Consider the following 20,000-nt stretch of genomic DNA (forward strand, 5'->3'; position numbering starts at 1 on the left):
CGCCACGCTGGGACTCAAGCCGGACGCAGCACGCGCGACAGCACGCGTTCTTCGAGTTCGGCGAACTCTTTGGCGGTCCGCGAACGCGGCCGCGGCAACGACACCGGCGTATCCAGCGTGATACGCCCCTGTTCGATCAGCACGATGCGATCGCCGAGCGAGACGGCTTCCTGCACGTCATGCGTGACGAGCAGCGCGGTGAAACCGTGCTCGCGCCGCAACCGTTCGATCAAGCCCTGCATCTCGATGCGCGTCAACGCGTCGAGCGCGCCGAGCGGTTCATCGAGCAACAGCAAATCCGGGCGATGCACCAGCGCACGCGCCAGCGCCACGCGCTGCCGCTGACCGCCCGAGAGTCGCGTCGGCCACTCCTTCTCGCGTTCGGACAACCCCACTTCGGCGAGCGTCGCGCGGGCTTCTTCGCGCCGATTGCGTCTGCTATGCCTGCTATGCGGCAGGCCGATCATCACGTTGTCGAGCACGCTTTTCCACGGCAAGAGCCGCGCATCCTGAAACATGATGCGAACCTGCAACTCGCCGCCGGGCGTCGCGGCATGGCGCTCGACCACGCCGCCCGAGGCTTCGTCGAGCCCTGCAATGAGCCGCAGCAAGGTGGATTTGCCGCAGCCGCTGCGACCGACGATCGACACGAAACTGCCGCGCTCGATCGAGAAGTCGAGGTCAGCCAGCACGCGACGCTCGCCGAAGCGCTTCTCGACGCCGCGCAGCGACACGGCCACATCGCGGCTCGCAGGCGTTCGGGCGAGCGGCTCCGCGGCGCGCGATGCGGGCCTTTGAAGATCCAGGGTATCGAGAGAAATCAGAGTCACGACTGCGCCTCGTGTTGATAAGCGGGATGCCAGCGCAGGCTGGCGCGTTCGATGGCGCGGGCGGCCATGTCCGCGAGCTTGCCGAGCGCTGCGTACAGCAGAATGCCGAGCACGACCACGTCCGTTTGCATGAACTCGCGCGCGTTCATGGTCATGTAGCCGATGCCCGATTGCGCCGAGATGGTCTCCGCCACGATCAGCATCACCCACATCAGGCCGAGCGCGAAGCGCACGCCGACGAGAATGGACGGCAACGCGCCGGGCAAGATCACATGTCGATACAGCGCGAAGCCCGAGAGGCCATAGCTGCGAGACATTTCGATGAGATCGCGGTCCACGGAACGAATGCCGTGATACGTGTTCACGTACACCGGGAAAAACACGCCGAGCGAGACAAGCACGAGCTTCGCCTCTTCACCGATGCCGAACCAGAGAATCAGGAGCGGGATCATCGCGAGCGCGGGGATGTTGCGGATCATCTGCACGGTCGAATCGAGCAGAATCTCGGCGGGTCGAAAGAGTCCCGTCGCGAGTCCGAGCACGAAGCCGATGCCGCCGCCGACCGCGAAGCCGGCGAACGCGCGCCACGCGCTGATTCTCACGTCGGCCCACAATTCGCCCGACTGCCACACGGACCACGCGGCCTTCGCGACCGCGAGCGGTTCGGGCAACACGCGCGCAGACAGTCCGCCCGAGCGCGCGGCCGCCTCCCACGCGAGCAGAATCAGCAACGGGACGATCCAGGGCAAGACGCGCGCGCCGGCACGCCGTAGCGTTTGGTTTGGCTTCATCGCGGTGTTCAACCTTGCGCGGCCTTCGGCAGCTCCGACGTACCGATCACTTCGCCGAACGGCCCCGACAGCGGCCCTGACGCGGACGCCTTCTGCGTGCGCGGCAGCAGCGGAAACACGAGCTCCGCGAAGCGGTACGACTCCTCCAGATGCGGGTAACCGGACAGGATGAACGTGTCGATCCCGAGTTCGGCATATTGCTTCATCAGCCCGGCGACCTGCTGCGGATTGCCGACGAGCGCGGTGCCCGCGCCGCCGCGCACGAGCCCGACGCCCGCCCACAGATGCGGATACACCTCCAGCTTGTCGCGCTTGCCGCCATGCAGCGCGGCCATGCGCCGCTGCCCTTCGGAGTCCATCTTCGAGAACTGCGCCTGCGCGCGCTGGATGGTCTCGTCGTCGAGCTTGCTGATGAGCTTGTCCGCATCGGCCCAGGCTTCGGCTTCCGTTTCGCGCACGATTACATGCAGGCGAATGCCGAAGCGGATGCTGCGCCCTTCTGCCTCGGCGCGGCGGCGAATGTCGGCGAGCTTCTTCTCGACTTCGGCAGGCGGCTCGCCCCATGTGAGATACGTGTCGATATGCTTCGCCGCGATCTCGTGCGCCGCCGCCGACGATCCGCCGAACCACAACGGCGGATGCGGTCGCTGCACAGGCGGATACAGCACCTTGCCGCCTTCCGTGCGCAAATGCTTGCCCGCGAAGTCGAAACTGCCCTTCTCGTGCGAGCTTTCCAGCAGGCCGCGCCAGATGCTCAAGAACTCATCGGTGATTTCATAGCGCGTGTCGTGGCTTTCGAAGACGCCGTCGCCGGCGAGTTCGTTCGGATCGCCGCCTGTGACGACGTTGATGAGCAGGCGCCCGTTCGAAAGCCGGTCGAAGGTGGACGCCATGCGGGCGGAGAGACCCGGCGAACTGAGGCCCGGCCGGATCGCGACCAGGAACTTGAGGCGGCGCGTCGCGGGAATGAGGCTCGATGCGACCACCCACGCGTCCTCGCACGAGCGGCCCGTCGGCAGGAGCACGCCTTCGTAGCCGAGCGTGTCGGCGGCGACGGCGATCTGGCGGAAGTAATCGTAGTCGGCGGCACGCGCGCCTTGCGACGTGCCCAGATAGCGGCTGTCGCCGTGAGTCGGAATGAACCAGAAGACATTCATGCTTGGACGTTTCTCGTATTGGGAGGTTCGTTAGTACGGCGAATCACATTACGCGACGTTCCAGCGCGCCTCGGTCACGTCGAGCTTCTTCGGGATCAGCCGAAGATTGGTGAACGTATCGGCAATCTGCTGCTGATACGCGAGCGTCGCGGGCGATATGGCTTCGATGCCGTACGCGGTGCGCTGCAACGCGTGCTCGATCGTCGCGGTGTCCAGCCCGACGAGCGGCGACAGTTGCGCCGCGACGGCCGGTACGTTGTCGCGCGCCCAGCGATCGACATGATCGAGTTCTTCCAGCACTGCGCGCACGATCTGCGGCTGGCCGGCGGCGAACTTGCGCGTCGCGACGTAGAACTGGACGTTGCGCACGAGCCCGGTGCCGTCTGCGAGTTGACGCGCGTTCGCCTGGCGCTCGATAGCGGCGAGATACGGGTCCCAGATCACCCACGCATCGACGCTGCCCTGCACGAAGGCCGCGCGCGCATCGGCGGGCGCGAGATAGACCGGCTGAACGTCCGCGTACGAAAGCCCCGCTTTCTTGAGCGCCTCGACGAAGAGGTAATGCACATTCGAGCCCTTGTTCAGCGCGATTTTCTTGCCGCGCAGTTGCGCGACCGAGCGGATGTTCGAATCTTTCGGCACGACGATGGCTTCGGCGCGCGGCGCGGGCGGCTCGCTGCCGACATAGACGAAATCGACGCCTGCTGCCTGCGCGAAAATAGGCGGCGTCTCGCCGACCGTGCCGATATCGACGGCGCCGGCATTGAGTCCTTCCAGCAGTTGCGGCCCGGCCGGAAACTCGAGCCATTGCACCGTGACGCCTTGCGGCGCGAGGCGCTTTTCTAGCGTGCCGCGCGCTCTTAGCACGACGAAGTTGCCGTATTTCTGATATCCGATTCGCAGGGTCTTGCCGGCATCGTCCGCACGAGCGATGTTCGATGCAAGCGCGCTCGCGCCCAGCGCGGCAAGCGTGACGAGCGCGCGTCTGCGAGTCGATGACGGCGGCGCGTTTTCATATGACATTCGTGGTTCCTCGGGCGATGAGCGATGGCATCGTCGATGCCGCATTCCCGGTCATCGTAACAACGCTCGCCGCGCGGCCTAAGCGAGAAATCGTGATAAGCATTGCAGCCTGCGCGCGCAATATGCATAGCGTTCGATATTGTTTGCGGCGACGTATGCGCGCCCCTAGCATCACGTCTCTTTCCACTGACGACGTCGCTTATATGAAGACTTTCACGCCATTCAAATCCGCTCTCTTCTCGGTTCTGCTCGCATGGGGCGTGGCAGGGTTGCAACCGGTTCAGGCTGCTGGCCAGACGGTCCGCGTCGGCATCATGTCGGGCGAGGACGAGGATGTCTGGCGCACGGTCGCGGCCAACGCCGCGAAGCACGGCATCACGGTGAAGGTCACCACCTTCTCCGACTACACGCAGCCCAACGAGGCGCTCGCGCAACACGATCTCGACGCAAACTCGTTTCAGCACAAGCCGTATCTCGATGCGCAGATTCAGGCGCGTCACTATGCGATCGTGCCTGTCGGCTTCACGTATGTGCAGCCCATCGGCCTCTATTCGCGCAAGGTGAAATCAGTCGCGGATCTGCCGCAGAACGCGGCGATCGGCGTACCCAACGATCCGAGTAACGAAGGCCGCGCGCTTCTGCTGTTGCAGGCGAACGGCGTCATCAAGCTGCGCGATAACGTCGGTCTCTTGCCGACCGCTCGCGACATCGCGGAAAACCCGAAGCACGTGCAGATCAAGGAACTCGATGCGGGCATCGTCGGGCGCGCCATCGGCGATCTGGATGCCGCGGTCGTTAACACCGACTGGGCGATCAAGGCGGGCATTCAAATTCCGAAGGAGCGCATTGCGCAGGAGAAAGTGCCGGGCAATCCGTATCGCAACTTTATCGCGGTGAACGCGAAGGACGCTCAGGCGCCGTGGGCCAAGACGCTCGTCGAGAGCTATCAGCAGGCGAATGTCGCGTCGACCATTCTCGCCGTGTATCACGGGGCGACACTGCCGGCATGGGAGGGCGCGCCGCAGCATTGATCGCATGTGCGGCCGCTCCGCCCGCGGCCGCGCATATTAGGGGCCGGCACGGACGTTGCGGGGACTAAGGTTCGTCCAAGCAAAAAGCGACGCAGCCTATCGTGCGTCACCCTGCCTATGGCTTCGCCATCATTATTCGAAGAAATATTCAACACCGCCCCTGTCGGCAGCTACCTGCTCTCTCCCACGCCCGAGGCTATCGTTCTCGCGGTCAACGATGCCTTTCTGAAGGTCTCGACGCTGCGTCGCGAAGACATGGTGGGCAAGAGCCTCTTCGACATCTTTCCTCATAACGAATCCGATCCGAACGATACGGGTGTCGAAGCGTTGCGCCAATCCATCGCGCGTGCAAGAGAAAGCGGCCGCGCCGATCATATGCCGCTACAGCGCTTCCCGCTGTGGGTCAGCGCCGAAGACGGCAGCATGCGCTATGAGGAACGATTCTGGAGCGCGGTCAACACGCCGATCTTCAACGCGGAAGGCACGCTGATCTGCGTCTCGCACACGACCACGGATGTCACGGCCGCGCATCTGACGCAAAAAGCGCTGGCCGCGAGCGAACAACGGTTCCGCACGCTTTTCGATGTGATCAATCAGGGTTTTTGCGTGGTGGAGATGGCATTCGATGATCGCGGCGAACCCGTCGATTACCGGTTTCTCGCGACGAACCCCGCATTCGAAGCGCAGACCAGCGTGGTCAACGCCGTGGGAAGGAGCATGTCGGAACTCGTGCCCGGCCACGACCGGCATTTCTTCGAAATCTACGGTTCGGTTGCGAAGAACGGCGTGCCGATTCACGTTCAGGTGAGGGCGTCGAAGCTGGATCGCTGGTTCGACATCTATGCGTTCCGCCCCGACGCGTCGATGCCGAATCAGGTCGGCGTGCTGTTCTCCAATATTACCGAGCAGCGCAAGAGCGAGGAGCGTCTTCTCGCGAGCGAGCAAAGCGCGCGCGCCGCCGCGCGCAAGGCACTGGACGCCACGCGCCGTCTCGACGCGGTGCTGGAAGCGGCGCCTATCGGCATCGTCGTGTGCGATCAGCATGGCGGCATCGAGCGTGTGAATCGCTCTTTCGTTCAGCTTTGGGGCGAAGCGCATCCGCGCCCCGCGACCATCGACGATTTCGCGCAATGGAAAGGACGCTGGGCCGATCATTCCGACAAGCACGGTCAAACGCTGAACGCGCATGACTGGACGATTGCCCGCGTGCTCAAGGGCATCGGACCGACGACGGACATTGTCTCGATCGAGAGCTTCGACGATCCACCGAACCGGCGCACGCTACTGAGCACCGGCGCGCCGATACGCGACGAGCACGGCGCCGTGGTCGGCGCGGTCGTCGCTCAACTGGACATCACGGACCGCATCAACGCGGAAGAGGAACTGCGCCTTGCAGACAAGCGCAAGGACGAGTTTCTCGCGATGCTGTCGCATGAACTGCGCAATCCGCTTTCGCCGATAGCGAGCGCCGCGCAACTGATGCGCGCCGCGCCCAGCGACGCGCGGCGGGTCAGCAAATCGTGCGAGATCATCTCGCGGCAAGTGAAGCACATGACCGGTCTGATCGACGATCTGCTCGATGTGTCCCGCGTGACGCAAGGGCTTATCAAGCTCGACATGGAAGTGCTCGATGCTAACCGCATCGCGGCTGACGCCATCGAGCAGGTCAGGCCGATCATCGATCGAAAAAAGCATCGGCTGTCGCTGCTCACGTTGCCGTCCGCTGCGCTGGTTCGGGCCGATGAAAAGCGGCTGACGCAGATCTTCGTCAACCTGCTCAACAACGCGGCGAAATACACGCCTGAAAAGGGCGATATCCAGTTCTCGGTCGCGGCCGAAGGCAAGTTCATCAAGGTGACGGTCACGGACAACGGCATCGGCATGACGCCCGACGTCGCCGCGCATGCCTTCGATCTGTTCGCGCAAGCCGAGCGCAGTTCCGACCGCACGCAAGGAGGACTCGGCATAGGGCTCGCGCTCGTTCGAAGCCTGGTCGCGCTTCATGGCGGCACCGTGAGAGCCTATAGCGCGGGACCCGGCAAAGGCAGCACGTTCGTTGTGTGTCTTCCCCATGCCGAGATGACGAAGACGCAGAGAAAGATCGAGCAGGACGACACACGTGAAGCGCCGTTCCTGACGCGGCTGCGCGTTCTGATCGTCGACGACAATACCGATGCCGCCGAGACGCTCGCCATGTTGATGGAGACGCTCGGCAACGAGGTTCGAGTGGCCGCGAGCGGGACCACCGCGTTGCAGGAAACCGAGCAGTGGATACCGCACGTGTGTCTTCTCGATATCGGCTTGCCGGATATGGACGGGTATCAGTTGGCAACGCTATTGAGGAATCAGCCGCGCACGGCCGATGCCATTCTCGTCGCCGTGACCGGATACGGGTTGCAACAGGACAGAGACAAGGCGCTGTCGGCCGGTTTCGATCACCACTTCGTCAAACCGCTCGATGTCGGCAAGCTGTTCTCACTGCTCGGCGAAATCGCGTCGCGGCAGCGACAGGAATGAGTTTCACGTCGGCCCGCGCAGCCCTCGCTGTCGCCGGGCCGGACAGCGCGCGCGGCGGCACCCGTTAGAATGAACCGTACTGACCGCGTTCATGCTTCGAAACCGCCCTTCATGCAAGTTGCTCCCCTGCCCGACGACGAAACCGAACGCCTGCGCGTATTGCGCAGTCTGCACATTCTGGACACGCCCGCCGAAGAAGCGTTCGATCGCGTGACGCGCGTGCTGGCGCGCGTGCTCAGCGTGCCGATCGCGCTCGTGTCGCTCGTCGACGAGCATCGGCAATGGTTCAAGTCGCGGCTCGGAATGGAAGGGTGCGAGACATCGCGCGATGTGTCTTTCTGCTCGCACGCGCTTTTCGAAGCGGACATGCTGGTCGTGGAAGATGCGCGCAACGATTCTCGTTTCGCCGACAACCCGTTCGTCGCGGGTCCGCCGTTCGTGCGTTTTTACGCGGGCGTGCCGCTGCGTTCGAGCGACGGCCATGCCATCGGCACGCTGTGCGCGATCGATACGGTGCCGCGCGTGCTGTCGCCCGAAGATGCCGCGGTCATGCGTGATCTCGCTGCCATCGTCGAGCGCGAACTGCTGTCGCGCGAAAGCACGTATTCGGCGCGCGTGCTGCATCACGCGGACACGCAGGCCATACGCCTCTCGGAAACGCGATTCCGCACGATCTTCGAACAGACGCCGACGGGCGCCGCGATCGTCGCGCCGGATGGGCGCTTCGTCGAAGTGAATGCGCGCCTGTGCGACATGCTCGGCTACAGCGCCGACGAACTCGTGACGCTGACGTTCCAGCAGATCACGTTCGTTGAAGACCTCGAGAGCGATCTGCAGAATCTGCGTGAGCTGCTCGCGGGACACATTCCGACCTACGCGATGGAAAAGCGGTATCTGCGCCGCGACGGTTCGCACCTGTGGGTTCAGCTTCACGTCGCGCTCGTGCGCCAGGCCAACGGCGAGCCGCTCCATTTCATCGCGATCGTGGAGGACATCGCGGCGCGCAAGGAAAACGAGCGGCTGCAGCGCGAGCACCGCGCGGCACTGGAAGAGCAAGTGAACGAGCGCACGGCCGAACTGCGCGCGACCAACATGCGGCTGCGCGGCGAGGTGGCGCGGCGTGAGACGATCGAAGCGACGCTGCGCACGCAGAACGAGCATCTTCAGGCGGTCATCGACAACGCGCAGGACGCGTATGTCGCGGTAGACCGCGAAGGCAACATCACCGAATGGAACGACGCCGCCGAACACATGTTCGGCTGGGGCCGCCACGAAGTCATGGGGCTGCCGATGGCCGAGACCATCGTTCCGCCCGCGTGGCGCACCGCGCACGACGCAGGCATGCGCCGCTTCATTCGCACCGGCGTGGCCACGATTCTTTCGAAAGCCACGGAAGTCACCGCGCAGCGCCGCTCGGGAGAGTTCTTCCCGGCCGAGCTGCGCATTTCGACCGCCGCGACGCCGGACGGCGAGACGCTCTTCGCATTCATCACGGACGTCAGCGAGCGCAAGCGCGTGCAGGCGGAGATCATCGAAAGCCGCGAAGCGATTCAGAAGGTCACGGACAGCTTGCCCGTGCTGATCGCCTACGTCGACCGGGACCTGCGCTATCAGTTCAACAACGACGGCTACCGGCGGCTGCTCGGGCGCGACACCGCGTCCATGCGCGGCAAGCCAGTCGAATCGGCGATGCCCGCTGCCATGTATCGAACGCTTGCGCCTTCGTTTCGGCGCGCGCTCGCGGGCGAGCGGCTACAACACGACGATGTGGAAGATCACGAGGCAAACCCGCGCACGTGGAGCGTGTCGCTTGTGCCCGACATGCGCGGGCGCGAAGTGATCGGTTTCTACATGATGGCGCAGGACGTGACGTCCCGCAGGCAGGCCGAGCGGCAGCTACGGGCGCAAGCGATGCGCGATGCGCTGACCGGGCTGCCAAACCGGCGCGCGTTGCTGCTGCATCTCACGCAGAACATCGCGTCCGACAGCGCGACGCGCCAGGCGCTCGCGTTGTTCTTTCTGGATCTCGACCAGTTCAAGCCCGTGAACGACGCATACGGTCACGAGGCGGGCGACGAGCTGTTGCGGCTGGTCGGCGCTCGGCTCGCGGAGACCGTGCGGCATAGCGATTTCACGAGCCGTCTGGCGGGCGACGAGTTCGTGATCGTCAGTCACGGCGTGGCGGATGAAGCCACCGCGGCGCGCATCGCTGACGCCATTTGCAGCGCCATGAACCGCCCGTTCATGCTGGCCGGCACCGAAGTGAGGATCGCGACGAGCGTGGGCGTCGTCGTCTGCAACGCGCGGGCGCGAACGACGCCCGATGCGCTGCTCGCCGCCGCCGACAGCGCCATGTACGAGGCAAAGCGCGAAGGCAGGAACCGTTACCGGCTGGCGGCGCGCATCGTGGAATAGCGCGTAAAGGCGTGTTAATTGAGCGAGCCGTCCAGCGCCCCGGCGGTCCGGCCGCGCGTGGCGACGCCGAACCACGTCTGCCCGACGCGGTATTCGGCAATCGCTCCGAGCGCGAGCACGGCCGAGCCGAGTTCGAGCAGATGCGCCGGAGACATGGCGCTCGACAGCCACCAGAACGCGAGCAGCGAACCCATGCGCATGACGAGCATCACGAGATCTCGCGCGACGATGCGGTCGACGAGTTCGCCGCGAATGTCGAGCGCGCGTTGATTGAGCACATGCTCGCTCGCGTTGAGAAACGGCCCCGCCGCCGCGCGCAGGATCGAATGGGCGACGAACAGCGCCGGAAGCCACGCGCTGAACCCGAGCAGCACGAACGAAATGGCGACGGCGAGGCACGACCAGCCGAGCCAGCCCGCGCGGTTATGCACGCCGCGGCTCTTGCGCGTCATGTACAGCGCGACCGCGCCCGCCAGTCCCGCGACCGTGGACACCCAGCCGAGGTCGCTCGCCGAACCGAGCGACATGGCGGCGCCGACCGACCCGACCGCGCCGCCGACGCCGAGCAGTCCCGACTCGACGAAAAAGAGCGGCAAACACGCGCGGAATTCCGGTTGCGCGATGACGCCGAGCGGGTTCGTCGCGGGGACCATCGGCGCTTCGGAGACATGGCGCCCGAGCGCAAGACCGGCAATGACGCACACGACGCCATACGCCACGTACAGCACGTGACTGCTGTTGTCCGTCTTCGCAAGGCAGAGCGTGGCGATGAGCGTCGCGATGATGCCGCCCGCAACGGCGAGCGCGCCGGAGCGCGAGGCATAGCTATCGCGCTCGGTGTCGGTCAGCACGCTCATTTCCAGCCAGTAGCGCGCGCTCCACGTGAGTCCGAGGAAGAAGCCGTAGACGGCTGCCATTACCGGAATGGAGTCGCCGCCACAGAGCAGAAGCGCGCCGGGCACGAGAAAACTGAGGCGCATCAGCCGGCGTCCGGTGAGTCCCAGGCGCGGGCCGAGCAGATAGACGAAGAGCGCTGCGCCGCTCGCGTCGCACAGCATGTAGGCGGTAAAACGAAACATGGCGTCGGTATCATCGACACCGACGACGAAATAGCCGATAAAACCGGCCAGCGTCCCGATTGCTCCTTGCAGGGAGACAAAGAGGAGCATTTCCTGCTCGTGCTTCGACATGGTCTTGCGTTGGATGATCGATGTCCGGCACCGCGCATTGCGGTGTGCGGACTGGCACCGGGCCAGACAGTGATGCTCGGTGCATCGTCGCTGTTCGAGGCAACGATTCGATCGTCCTCGGTAAGGAATGCCGATTTCACTTCCATCGCGATGGCCATACCCGGAAATTCCATCGCGGCGAAAGTGTAGTGTTAATCGACGCTTACCTGCAAGACGCAACCATCCGAAAAACCACGGTAAAACATACCTTCCTTAAGGCTGCAAGAATCAGACGGTCGCCACTTCGGCCCGACTCTTGAATCCCTCTGTCGCCGCGATGCGCTCGACCAGACTTAATGCCTGAGCCACGACCTGATCCATGTTGTAGTAGCGGTAGCTTCCGAGCCGGCCCGCGAAGATGACTTCCGGATGCGCCTCCGCGAGCGCCTCGTAGCGTTTGAACAACTCCGCATTCGCGGGCCGCGGAATCGGGTAATAAGGGTCGCCTTCATCGCTCGGATATTCGTAGGTAATGCTCGTTTTCGCGTGCTCCTGCCCCGTCAGATACTTGTACTCGGTGATGCGCGTGAAAGGCACTTTCTCGGCCGGATAATTCACCACCGCCAGCGATTGAAAGTGCTCCTGGTTGAGCGTTTCGTGCCGGAACGCGAGCGAGCGATAAGGCAGTTTCCCGAGACAGTGATCGAAGTACTCGTCGATAGGACCCGTATAAACGAGCTTGCGATAAGTCACCTCGTCGCGGACCTCGCGATAGTCCGTATTGAGCATGACCTTGATGTTCGGATGCGCCAGCATCTTCTGGAACATGCGTGTATATCCTTCAAGCGGCATGCACTGATACTCGTCGTTGAAGTAGCCGTCATCGGCCGTCGTGCGCACCGGCACGCGAGACGTCACCGATCGATCCAGTTCCGACGGGTCCATGCCCCATTGCTTGCGGGTGTATCCGCGAAAGAACTTCTCGTACAGTTCACGGCCGATCTTGCTCACTACCACATCTTCAGACGTCCTTATTTCTGCGAGCGGTTCGGCGCGCGCCGCGAGAAACGCCTCGGCCTGCTGCGGCGAAAGGTCGAGCGAATAAAGGCGATTGAGCGTGGTCAGATTGATCGGCACTGGCACCAGCATGCCGTCGACGGACGCGAGCACGCGATGCCGGTACGGTCGCCACGCCGTGAATCGCGACAAATAATCGAGTACGCGCCGCGCGTTCGTGTGGAAGATATGCGGTCCGTAACGATGAACGAGAATGCCGTCCGCGTTGTACTCGTCGTAGGCATTGCCTGCAATATGCGGGCGCCGGTCGATGAGCAGCACGCGCTGGCCGTACTCGCTCGCGAGCCGCTCGGCCATCACGCTGCCCGCGAAACCCGCGCCGACGATCAGGTAAATCGAAGCCTTTGCGGTGCTGTGCGCGCGCATCGGGCTGTGACGGATGACCGCTCGATCCGGAATTGGACGATCCGTTTGCTGTCGTTTCTACGATGCGCATTTTTTCACCTCGGCGACCATTGCGGCGCACGTGTTGTCCCACGAAGTTCCGGCCAGCACCGCTTCGACGCGGCCGATGAATGCTGCGCGGTCCTGTCCGTCCTCGAGCGCGCTTTCGATGGCTCGCTCGAACGAGACCGCGTCATCGGCGATGCGGACCACGCCGCTCTCGCCGTAGCGCGACACCACGTCCGCAATCGGCGTCGATACCACGGGGCGGCCTGCCGCGAGATATTCCGGCGTCTTTGTCGGGCTGATATAGCGCGTGGCCTCGTTGATCGCGAAAGGCATCAGTGCGACGTCCCAGCCGGCGAGATAGCGTGGCAGGTCGTCGTAGGACTTCTGGCCGAGATAATGAATGTTCGGTGCTTGCGGCAGATCAGCGGGCCGGATTTTCGCCAAAGGACCGAGCATGACGAACTGCCAGTCCGGTCTCGCGGCGGCGAGCGCGCCGATCAGCGCGGCGTCGAAGCGCTCGTCGAGCACGCCATAAAAACCGAGACGCGGGCGCGGTATCGGCGTCTGATCGTCTGGCTCGGAGAGAGGCCCGCGCGCCTTTTCGAAGTGCGCAACATCGACACTGCTCGGAAACGCATGCACGTTATGGTGAAAACGCCGCTTCGACTCATAGAGGCTCTGGCCACCCGTAAAGACGACATCCGCCTTACGCATGAGCCGCGTTTCGCGCTCCGTGAGTTGCCGCGGCGCGTTCTTGAAAGCGGACAGCTCGTCCATGCAGTCATACACGATAAGCCTGGCATCGAGATGATCGGTAAAAGCGAGCGTCATGGGCGAGTAGTACCAGAGACCGAGGTCCCATGTGCGCGTGTCCGCCAGATACGCGTCGAGCAGCGCGCGTTGAGCGCGCTCGTCCTCTTCCTGCGTGAAGCCGGAAGGAAGGCACGGCGTCAGTACCCGAATGCCTTCATCAGTAGTCCGAACGTCAAGCGACGGCGCGGCGTTATCCGTTCGTCGAGGCTCCTCGAAGAAGAGCACTTCCGCCTGCTTCGAGATACGCGACAGCAAGTGCTGCGGTCGCTGATACACGAAGTTCCAGCGAAGGTGCGAGAGGCAAAGGAACGTCCGCGGCAGGCCCGATCGCGCGATGGAGATGCGCGGGCGAACGTGCGTCGACGGACTGTCTGCGGACCCGGCCGCGGTGGCGGCTACGGGTTCTGATCGGGCTTGGGTCTCGCGCAAGGGAGTGCCTCCGGAAGTAACTGCCGAGCGGAGATCCGCCCGGAACATTCATCCATTGCGTCGGTGACATCCGAAGCTCGGCTGCTTTCGCCTCGCGTTGTAGCCGAGTGACGCTACGCATCGCGCACAAGGCGACCCGCGCGCAGAGTCCAGCAAAGCCCCCCCATGCGCGTGTCGTCGCGTTTGCTGACAAATCTGCGACATAAGCGGCAATCGTTGTTCCAGCGCGAGCGTGCTCGGGACAAACACTGATCGCGCAGGGCGACGGCATAGCGAGTGCTTAACTCCGTCGAGGACACGCTCTCACGTCGTACTAATTTTCGGGATGCTGGATATGGATGATCGGCTGGTGCTGTGGGGAGGACTGGAATGCACGGTCAACCGGGTGCGGGATACGTTCTTCAGCCAGTTGGACCGTAACGGTCATGCGACGCGGGAAGACGATCTTCAGCGCTTCGCCTCGCTGGGAATACGGGCGCTGCGCTATCCGGTGCTGTGGGAAAGAACAGCGCCGTCGAGCATCGACGAAGCCGACTGGTCATGGCTCGATGCCCGCTTGCCGACGCTTCGCGCATTGGGCGTCGAGCCGATAGCGGGCCTCTTGCATCACGGAAGCGGGCCGCTGCCCGGCGGACTGCTCGACCCGCAGTTTGCGAAAAGGCTCGCGGAATTCGCACGAGCGGTCGCTGAACGGTATCCGTGGCTTTCGTACTACACGCCGGTCAACGAGCCGAACACCACCGCGCGATTCAGCGGACTCTACGGCGTGTGGCATCCGCACGGCACCGATGACCGCACGTATCTCGAAGCCTTGATCAATCAGTGCAGGGCGACGGTGCATGCCATGCGCGAAGTGCGCAAGGTCAACCCGCACGCGAAGCTCGTTCAGACCGACGATCTCGGCAAGACGCAAGGCACGCCTGCCATGACCGAGCTCGTCAACTTTTACAACGAGCGGCGCTGGCTTTCGTGGGACCTGCTGTGCGGCAAGGTGACGCCCGAGCATGCGCTGTGGCGATACTTCATGGATGCGGGCGTCGCGGAAGAAGACGTGCTGTGGTTCGTCGACAATCCGTGTCCGCCGGATATCGTCGGCATCAACTACTACATCACGAGCGAGCGCTGGCTCGATCACCGGACGCATCAGTATCCGCAGGCTTATCGGTGCGAATGGTACGGTCATCGACTCGCGGACATCGAAGCGGCGCGCGCGCTGGCGCATCCGCCGCCCGGCATACGCGCGCTGATCGACGAAGCGTGGCAGCGGTATCGCTTGCCGCTCGCAGTCACGGAAGCGCATATCGACTCGACGCGTCAGGACCAGTTGCGCTGGCTGCACGAGATATGGACCGCCGCGAGCGAAGCAAGAGAGCAAGGCGCCGACGTGCGCGCCGTGACGGTGTGGGCGCTGCTCGGCTCGTATGACTGGAACTGCCTCGTCACGGAAGAACGCGGCTACTACGAGTCCGGCGCGTTCGACGTACGCGGACACGAGCCGCGCGAAACAGCCGTTGCGGCGCTGATGCGCGATCTCGCGGCTGGCCGGCCGCACGATCATCCCGTGCTGCACGGCACGGGTTGGTGGCGCCGTCCCGGCCGCTTTCTGTGCGAGCCGGTGGTGCTAGACGCGTCAGGCTCAGTCACGGCACCAACGCGTCAGAGCAACCTGACGCACTCGCCTGCTCCGATTCTCATCGTCGGCGACGGCCCGCTGGCGCAACTCTTCGCAACCACCTGCGCGCAACGCGACTTGCGATACGCCGCCGTGTCGCCGGACGACGTGCTGGACAACGATGCGATCAACGCCTTCGAGCCGTGGGCCGTCGTCAATGCAATGGAACATCTGGATGCCGATGAAGCCGAGCGCAGTCCGAGCGATCGCCTGCGAACGATCACGACGACAGCTGCTGCGCTGGCCGAGGCATGCGCCGCAGCCGGGATCGAATATCTCGGCTTCTCGTCCGATTGCGTGTTCGACGGTCGCGCGACACATCCGTATGTCGAAACGGACGACGTCAATCCGCTCGATCGCCTCGGCCGTTGCATGGCCGATACCGAACGCACTGTGTTGAAGCGTTTCCCGGAGGCGCTCGTCGTTCGCACGGGTCCCATCTTCGGCGTGTGGGACAGCGCGGATGTTCTCGACCGGGCTTTGAACGCCCTCGCTGAAGAGCGCTCGTTCGTCGCGGCGAAGGATGTGACCATATCGCCGACCTATGCACCCGACCTCGTGCACGCGTGCCTCGATTTGTTGATCGACCGCGAGTCGGGCATCGTGCATCTCAGCAGTCGCGGCGCTCTCACGTGCTTCGAATTCGCGGTTCAGGCAGCCAGCCTGGCCGGTCTCGATACGAGCCTGATCAAGGCGCGCAACGCCGAGTCGATGCGTCCGGCCGCGCCGCAGCCTCTTTATCGCGCGCTTGCAAGCCGAAGAGCGGCCGTGCTGCCGACGCTTCAGGACGCGCTTCGACGCTGCATCGAGCATTGGCGCGCGCATGTGCGCGAGCGCGAGTCCGGACTCGCCATGCAGACGAGAAGCGACGCATAGCGCTGCATGTCAGCGCGAATACTGCGCGGCGATCGCGAGCAAGATGGCAACGAACTCGTCCATCGCTTGCGAAGTCGTCTCGTCTTTTCGCGTGATGACGCTGTAGTTCGACATGGTGCGCCGTATCGGCACATTGAGATAACCGAGCAGGCCGTGCTTCACGTACTTGTCCATCGCGGCCTGCGGCTGAAGCGAGATCATGTCGGTGGCTTGCAGCAACTCCAGCGTCGAAAAGATAGATGGCGTTTCCACGATGCCCACTGGCGCGACCATGCCGGCCGCCGCGAACGTCTCTTCGAATAGCTGCCGCATGGCGGTGCCTTGCGGATACAGAATCCACGGCCATTGGCCGAGGCTCGTCATCTCCACGCGCCGCTCTTTCAACAACGGATGATGCTGCCCGACGACCGCGCGCACGGGTTCCGCCAATAGATCGACCACATGGAACAGCGCTTCGTGCCGCGCCTCGGTCGGGCGTCCGACCATGACATCGATGCGCCTTTCTTCGAGCCATGCCGCGAGTTGATCGCTGCTCTGCTCCACCAGCTTGATGATGAGCCGCGGGCGTCGGCGCTGTATCTCCTTGATCGCGGCGGTGACGAGTTGCGAGGCCGAAGCGGGAATGAACCCGACCGTGAGATGGCCATAGCCGCCGTTCTTCAAGGTCGCGAACTCGCCCGAGAACTTGCCGAGGTTAGAAAGCGTCGTGCTGGCGTAGCGCACGGAGAGCGTGCCGAGATCGGTCGGCCGCATTTCGCGCGGCAGGCGTTCGAAGAGCGGCGCATCGAACATCGCTTCGAGGTCGCTCAGGATCTTCGTCGCGGCCGGCTGCGTGATGTGCATCTGTTCGGCCGCAATGCGCAGGTTGCGCGTGCGCCCCAGCAGTTCGAGCAACTGGAGATGCCGAAAGCGCAGCTTCGTCAGCACCTGGGCAGCGGAGAGCGTGGAATCTTGCGACATAGGGTAAACGTGCGCCGACTCATAACCGAATGGAATTGATTCTACTCAATTCGCGATTGGACGCTTATCGAAAGCGCATCGGAAAATTTGAGCCTCTTCGCAGCCCACGAACTCTCACCTGACCGAACCCATCACGATGAACACACCAGTCCGATACTCCGCCGATGAACTGCAAGCCTTCGCTCGGCGTCTCCTCACGAGAGCCGGTATGGAAGACGTGAAAGCGCAAGCCGTGGCGCGCACGCTCGTCGACGGCGACTTGATGGGACACGACACGCATGGCCTCGCGTTGCTGCCCGGCTATATCCGCGAGATCGAGAACGGCGCGATGACCTGCGCCGGCGAACCGGAGGTCGTGTCGGACCGCGGCGCCAGCGTGTTGTGGGATGGCCGGCGTCTTCCCGGCCCGTGGCTCGTTCTGAGCGGCATCGACACGCTCGCGCCGAGAGCGAAGGAATATGGCAGCGCGACGCTCGTGATCCGGCGCAGCCACCACATCGCCTGTCTTGCGAGCTATCTGGAGAAAGCCACGGCGGACGGATTCATGATCGTGCTCGCGAGTTCCGATCCGGCGGTGCAGAGCGTCGCGCCTCACGGCGGCACGCGCTCGGTCTTCACGCCGAATCCGATCGCAGCGGGCATTCCCACGTCGGGCACGCCGTTTCTCATCGACATTTCGGCATCCACCGTGACGAACGGCATGACCGCGCGTCGCCATAAAGCAGGCGAACTGTTCGACGAAGCCTGCTTTCTGGATGCGCAAGGACACCCGAGCCGCGATCCCGCCGTGCTTTCAGCCGAGCCGCCGGGGTCGATCCTGCCGGTCGGCGGCATGACGTGGGGGCATAAGGGCTTTGGGCTGGCGCTCTTGATCGAGGCGCTGACGGGCGGTCTCGCCGGTCACGGCCGGGCCGATCCGCCGGATGGCTGGGGCGCGACCGTATTTCTTTCGCTGTACGATCCCGCGGCCTTCGGCGGTCCGGCCGCGTTCGAGCGGCAAATGGACTGGATCGGCGACGCCTGCCGGGAGAATCCGCCGCGCCCGGGAACGTCGAGCGTGCGGATGCCGGGCGATCGCGGATTGAGTTTGAAGCGCGACCAGTTGCGCGACGGCGTGGTGCTGCATCCGACCATCGCGCCGGCGCTGGAAGCCTGCGCCGAGCGCTATGAGATTGCGTTTCCCGCCGCGCTCGCCGGCTAACGAATCATCGAAAGCGGGCGTCGCGGCGGTTCGCTGTTGAATTGCTGTTACGCCCGCTCGTCGAGCGCGGCCGGCGGAATCGGGCCGCGCACCAGCACCCAATAGCCGATCACCGCGACGGCCGCCACGCCGGCTCCGACAAAGAGCGCGGGCTGGAACGAGTGCGACTGCTGCACGATAAAGCCCGTCACCACCGGCGCCAGCGCGCCGCCGAAGTAGCCGCCGAAGTTCTGCATCGCGCCGATCGACGCCGTGCAGTTGGCAGGCGCGGCCACCGAAGCCGTCGCCCAGGCCGCGCTGCTCGACACGTACAGCAGCAGCATCGAGATGGAGATGAACACGACCGCGAGCGTCGCGCTGTGCGTGAGGCCGGTCAGCACCGTGAACACGGCGACGCCGAAGAGCGAAGCCGCCATCGGATATTTGCGGCTATTCACCGCGGATACGCCGCGCCGGGCGAGCACGTCGCAGATCTTGCCGCCGGAGAGCGAGCCGATCACGCCGAAAAGATACGGCACCGCCGCCACCCATCCGGACTTCGAGATGGTCAGATGGAACTCCATCTGCAGATACGTCGGCAACCACGCGTTGTAGAGCCACAAGACGTAGATCGTGCCGAAGAAACCGAGCAGCATGCCCCACGTCGTGCCGAATTCGAAGAGGCGCCGCCATTCGCGCCACGTCGGACGGCTCTGCACTTCGCCATCGACATCCGTGAGGTAGGCGCGCTCGCGTTGCGTCAGTTCGACCTGACGCGGATCGCGATGCACGAGGAAGAAGCACAGCGCCACGACGAGTCCGGCAATGCCCATGATGCCGAACATCCAGCGCCATCCGACGGCCAACATCACCACCGTCAGCAAAGGCGCGGAAATCGCGGTGCCGAGCGTGGACGAACTGTTCCAGATGCCGGTGGCGGCGCCCCGCTCTTTCTTGCCGAACCAGTCGCGCACGACCTTCGCGCTCGTCGGAAACTGCGGCGCCTCGCCGATGCCGAGCACCATGCGCGCGGCGAAGAACTGGCCGAAGCTCGTCACCACGCCGCCGAACGCTTGCGCCACCGACCACGTCGCCAGACTGACCGCCAGCATGATGCGCGCGCCGAAGCGGTCGACGAGCGCGCCGGCCGGCAGTTGCGCGAACGCATACGCCCACAGGAACGCCGAAAGCAGCAGGCCCATTTCGGCGACCGACAGCCCGAGGTCGTGGCGGATCAGCGGATTCGCGATGGATAGCGTGGCGCGGTCGATATAGTTGATGACGCCGCTCAAGAGGAGCAAGGCAAGCGCGGTACGCTGGATGCGCCGGACTCTCGGCGAAGCGCGGTCGTCGGACGCGGCAAACTGGGCGCCGCTCGCGTCCGTTTCCGGCACGCGCGGCGCGGTGGAGGATTGCTCCATGGGTATGTCTCCTGGATATTTGTTCTAGTCGGCGAGGCCGTGTCGATTCCGACGCGCGCAAGGCGGCATTGGACTGAGGCACGATAAGTCGGCCTCCGTCAGAAATCCAATCACAATTCCTCGGGAACCGATTCCATTTGTTTATCGCGCGCTAGGGGCAAACCCGCGCATGGCAAGCGTCTTTGCCGGCGTTTGCGCCGTTACAACGGTGTCAGGCGCACGACGAATTACCGGACTCGTGCCGCT

The 20,000-nt window shown here is 64.0% G+C and carries 14 protein-coding genes; 5 read left to right on the plus strand and 9 right to left on the minus strand.

The annotated features are described in order from the left end of the window. Window positions 1-14: 14 nt before the first annotated feature. Genes HWX53_RS15090 through HWX53_RS15105 form a run of 4 tightly spaced genes read right to left on the minus strand, consistent with a single transcriptional unit; the run spans window position 15 to window position 3,801 of the window. Window positions 15-824 carry an ATP-binding cassette domain-containing protein gene (locus HWX53_RS15090; RefSeq protein ID WP_175942472.1) on the minus strand — a complete coding sequence of 270 codons (810 nt, stop codon included), beginning with the start codon at window positions 822-824 and terminating at the stop codon, window positions 15-17. Between the two features lie 2 nt (window positions 825-826). After that, entirely contained in the window at window positions 827-1,621 is a 795-nt protein-coding gene (ssuC, locus tag HWX53_RS15095; protein ID WP_175942099.1) for an aliphatic sulfonate ABC transporter permease SsuC, read from the minus strand. 8 nt (window positions 1,622-1,629) lie between these two features. Then, on the minus strand, window positions 1,630-2,778 hold the full coding sequence (ssuD, locus tag HWX53_RS15100; RefSeq protein ID WP_175942101.1) for an FMNH2-dependent alkanesulfonate monooxygenase: 1,149 nt from the start codon (window positions 2,776-2,778) through the stop codon (window positions 1,630-1,632). Window positions 2,779-2,826: 48 nt separating this feature from the next. Beyond that, window positions 2,827-3,801: a sulfonate ABC transporter substrate-binding protein gene (locus tag HWX53_RS15105; protein ID WP_175942103.1), complete on the minus strand. Its 975-nt coding sequence runs from the start codon at window positions 3,799-3,801 to the stop codon at window positions 2,827-2,829. 203 nt (window positions 3,802-4,004) lie between these two features. Here HWX53_RS15105 and HWX53_RS15110 point away from each other — a divergent pair, with 203 nt between their 5' ends. The 3 genes from HWX53_RS15110 to HWX53_RS15120 all read left to right on the plus strand — a co-directional run bounded on the left by HWX53_RS15110 (window position 4,005) and on the right by HWX53_RS15120 (window position 9,764). Continuing rightward, entirely contained in the window at window positions 4,005-4,832 is an 828-nt protein-coding gene (locus HWX53_RS15110) for a MetQ/NlpA family lipoprotein (RefSeq protein ID WP_175942105.1), read from the plus strand. 117 nt (window positions 4,833-4,949) lie between these two features. Then, window positions 4,950-7,349, plus strand: coding sequence for an ATP-binding protein (locus HWX53_RS15115; protein ID WP_175942107.1), 2,400 nt, complete (start codon window positions 4,950-4,952; stop codon window positions 7,347-7,349). A gap of 111 nt (window positions 7,350-7,460) precedes the next feature. Next, the gene (locus HWX53_RS15120; protein ID WP_175942109.1) at window positions 7,461-9,764 is read left to right on the plus strand and encodes a PAS domain S-box protein; all 2,304 of its coding nucleotides are present in this window, start codon (window positions 7,461-7,463) and stop codon (window positions 9,762-9,764) included. A 14-nt stretch (window positions 9,765-9,778) separates the two neighbouring features. Here HWX53_RS15120 and HWX53_RS15125 read toward each other — a convergent pair whose 3' ends face one another. The 3 genes from HWX53_RS15125 to HWX53_RS15135 all read right to left on the minus strand — a co-directional run bounded on the left by HWX53_RS15125 (window position 9,779) and on the right by HWX53_RS15135 (window position 13,492). Next, the gene (locus HWX53_RS15125) at window positions 9,779-10,954 is read right to left on the minus strand and encodes a hypothetical protein (protein ID WP_175942111.1); all 1,176 of its coding nucleotides are present in this window, start codon (window positions 10,952-10,954) and stop codon (window positions 9,779-9,781) included. A 267-nt stretch (window positions 10,955-11,221) separates the two neighbouring features. Continuing rightward, entirely contained in the window at window positions 11,222-12,376 is a 1,155-nt protein-coding gene (gene glf, locus HWX53_RS15130; protein WP_175942113.1) for a UDP-galactopyranose mutase, read from the minus strand. A gap of 57 nt (window positions 12,377-12,433) precedes the next feature. After that, window positions 12,434-13,492, minus strand: coding sequence for a glycosyltransferase family 1 protein (locus HWX53_RS15135; protein ID WP_208454787.1), 1,059 nt, complete (start codon window positions 13,490-13,492; stop codon window positions 12,434-12,436). Window positions 13,493-13,979: 487 nt separating this feature from the next. Between HWX53_RS15135 and HWX53_RS15140 the strand changes: the two genes are divergently transcribed. Then, window positions 13,980-16,193, plus strand: a complete 2,214-nt coding sequence (locus HWX53_RS15140) for a family 1 glycosylhydrolase (protein WP_244140123.1) — start codon at window positions 13,980-13,982, stop codon at window positions 16,191-16,193. Between the two features lie 9 nt (window positions 16,194-16,202). On the opposite strand, the gene HWX53_RS15145 is transcribed toward HWX53_RS15140, so the two are convergent. After that, entirely contained in the window at window positions 16,203-17,153 is a 951-nt protein-coding gene (locus HWX53_RS15145; RefSeq protein ID WP_175942119.1) for a LysR family transcriptional regulator, read from the minus strand. A gap of 136 nt (window positions 17,154-17,289) precedes the next feature. Here HWX53_RS15145 and HWX53_RS15150 point away from each other — a divergent pair, with 136 nt between their 5' ends. Next, window positions 17,290-18,354: an Ldh family oxidoreductase gene (locus HWX53_RS15150; protein ID WP_175942121.1), complete on the plus strand. Its 1,065-nt coding sequence runs from the start codon at window positions 17,290-17,292 to the stop codon at window positions 18,352-18,354. Window positions 18,355-18,401: 47 nt separating this feature from the next. On the opposite strand, the gene HWX53_RS15155 is transcribed toward HWX53_RS15150, so the two are convergent. Continuing rightward, window positions 18,402-19,754 carry an MFS transporter gene (locus HWX53_RS15155; RefSeq protein ID WP_175942123.1) on the minus strand — a complete coding sequence of 451 codons (1,353 nt, stop codon included), beginning with the start codon at window positions 19,752-19,754 and terminating at the stop codon, window positions 18,402-18,404. Window positions 19,755-20,000: the final 246 nt, after the last annotated feature.

The organism is Caballeronia sp. BCC1704 (assembly GCF_902833455.1).
Classification (GTDB): domain Bacteria; phylum Pseudomonadota; class Gammaproteobacteria; order Burkholderiales; family Burkholderiaceae; genus Caballeronia.

Coding starts and splice junctions, on each gene's coding strand:
- HWX53_RS15105 (WP_175942103.1), bottom strand. CDS start 3,801: ATGTCATATGAAAACGCGCCGCCGTCATCGACTCGCAGACGCGCGCTC.
- HWX53_RS15155 (WP_175942123.1), bottom strand. CDS start 19,754: ATGGAGCAATCCTCCACCGCGCCGCGCGTGCCGGAAACGGACGCGAGC.
- HWX53_RS15140 (WP_244140123.1), top strand. CDS start 13,980: ATGGATGATCGGCTGGTGCTGTGGGGAGGACTGGAATGCACGGTCAAC.
- HWX53_RS15125 (WP_175942111.1), bottom strand. CDS start 10,954: ATGTCGAAGCACGAGCAGGAAATGCTCCTCTTTGTCTCCCTGCAAGGA.
- HWX53_RS15115 (WP_175942107.1), top strand. CDS start 4,950: ATGGCTTCGCCATCATTATTCGAAGAAATATTCAACACCGCCCCTGTC.
- ssuD (WP_175942101.1), bottom strand. CDS start 2,778: ATGAATGTCTTCTGGTTCATTCCGACTCACGGCGACAGCCGCTATCTG.
- glf (WP_175942113.1), bottom strand. CDS start 12,376: ATGCGCGCGCACAGCACCGCAAAGGCTTCGATTTACCTGATCGTCGGC.
- HWX53_RS15145 (WP_175942119.1), bottom strand. CDS start 17,153: ATGTCGCAAGATTCCACGCTCTCCGCTGCCCAGGTGCTGACGAAGCTG.
- HWX53_RS15120 (WP_175942109.1), top strand. CDS start 7,461: ATGCAAGTTGCTCCCCTGCCCGACGACGAAACCGAACGCCTGCGCGTA.
- HWX53_RS15110 (WP_175942105.1), top strand. CDS start 4,005: ATGAAGACTTTCACGCCATTCAAATCCGCTCTCTTCTCGGTTCTGCTC.
- HWX53_RS15150 (WP_175942121.1), top strand. CDS start 17,290: ATGAACACACCAGTCCGATACTCCGCCGATGAACTGCAAGCCTTCGCT.
- ssuC (WP_175942099.1), bottom strand. CDS start 1,621: ATGAAGCCAAACCAAACGCTACGGCGTGCCGGCGCGCGCGTCTTGCCC.